Origin of the sequence: Pseudomonas sp. B3(2017), assembly GCF_002113595.1 — a bacterium.
Taxonomy (GTDB): Bacteria; Pseudomonadota; Gammaproteobacteria; order Pseudomonadales; family Pseudomonadaceae; genus Aquipseudomonas; species Aquipseudomonas ekonensis.
This window is the reverse complement of the sequence record NZ_NEIU01000044.1, coordinates 1-1,646: the sequence shown is the minus strand read 5'-3', so window position 1 is coordinate 1,646 and position 1,646 is coordinate 1. Positions and strand designations below refer to the sequence as shown.

Here is a 1,646-nt window from a genome sequence, read left to right as displayed (position 1 = left end):
CCAGTGATCATCGGCAGGTTCAGGCCCTGCTCTTTGGCGCAGTCGATCGCAATCTGGTAACCGGCATCGGCATGACGCATCACCCCGGTGCCCGGGTCGTTGTGCAGCACGCGGGCGATGCGCTCGGCCGCCTCGTCGGTGCCGTCACAGACGATCACCATCCCCGAGTGCTGCGAGAAGCCCATGCCCACACCGCCGCCGTGGTGCAGCGACACCCAGGTCGCGCCGCTCGCGGTGTTGAGCAGGGCGTTGAGCAGCGGCCAGTCGGACACGGCGTCGGAGCCGTCCTGCATCGATTCGGTCTCGCGGTTCGGGCTCGACACCGAACCGGAGTCCAGGTGGTCGCGGCCGATCACGATCGGCGCCGACAGCTCGCCGCTGCGCACCATCTCGTTGAACGCCAGGCCGAGCTTGGCGCGCAGGCCCAGGCCGACCCAGCAGATGCGCGCCGGCAGGCCCTGGAAGCTGATGCGCTCGCGCGCCATGTCCAGCCAGTTGTGCAGGTGCGCGTCGTCCGGGATCAGCTCCTTGACCTTGGCGTCGGTCTTGTAGATGTCCTGCGGGTCGCCCGACAGCGCCGCCCAGCGGAACGGGCCGATGCCGCGGCAGAACAGCGGACGGATGTAGGCCGGCACGAAGCCGGGGAAGTCGAAGGCGTTCGCCACGCCCTCTTCCTGGGCCATCTGGCGGATGTTGTTGCCGTAGTCGAAGGTCGGCACGCCCATCTTCTGGAAGTCCAGCATCGCCTTCACGTGCACCGCCATCGACTGCTTGGCGGCCTTGACCACCGCCGCCGGCTCGGTCTTGGCGCGGGCGCGGTACTCGTCCCAGGTCCAGCCGGCCGGCAGGTAGCCGTTGAGCGGGTCGTGGGCGCTGGTCTGGTCGGTGACCATGTCCGGACGCACGCCGCGGCGCACCAGCTCCGGCAGGATCTCCGCGGCGTTGCCGCACAGGGCGATGGAGATCGCCTTGCCTTCGGCGGTGTACTTGGCGATGCGCGCCAGGGCGTCATCCAGGTCCTTGGCCTGCTCGTCGACGTAGCGGGTCTTGAGGCGGAAGTCGATGCTCACCTGCTGGCATTCGATGTTCAGCGAGCAGGCGCCGGCCAGGGTCGCGGCCAGCGGCTGCGCGCCGCCCATGCCGCCCAGGCCTGCGGTCAGCACCCACTTGCCGGTGAGGTTGTCGTTGTAGTGCTGGCGGCCGGCCTCGACGAAGGTCTCGTAGGTGCCCTGGACGATGCCCTGGCTGCCGATGTAGATCCAGCTGCCGGCGGTCATCTGGCCGTACATGGCCAGGCCCTTGGCGTCCAGTTCGTTGAAGTGCTCCCAGGTCGCCCAGTGCGGCACCAGGTTGGAGTTGGCGATCAGCACGCGCGGGGCGTTGGCGTGGGTCTTGAACACGCCGACCGGCTTGCCCGACTGCACCAGCAGGGTCTCGTCGTCGTTGAGGTTGGTCAGGCTCTCGACGATCTTGTCGTAGCACTCCCAGTTGCGCGCCGCACGGCCGATGCCGCCGTAGACCACCAGCTCTTTCGGGTTCTCGGCCACTTGCGGGTCGAGGTTGTTCATCAGCATGCGCAGCGGCGCTTCGGTCAGCCAGCTCTTGGCGGTCAGCTGGTTGCCGCGGGGGGCGCGGATTTCGACGTC

The 1,646-nt window shown here is 68.3% G+C and carries 1 protein-coding gene; it reads right to left on the bottom strand.

Going from position 1 to position 1,646, the window contains the following annotated elements:
• Positions 1–1,646 (bottom strand): urocanate hydratase (gene hutU, locus CAG33_RS27985; RefSeq protein WP_139835924.1); only part of this gene is annotated, 1,646 nt, incomplete at both ends.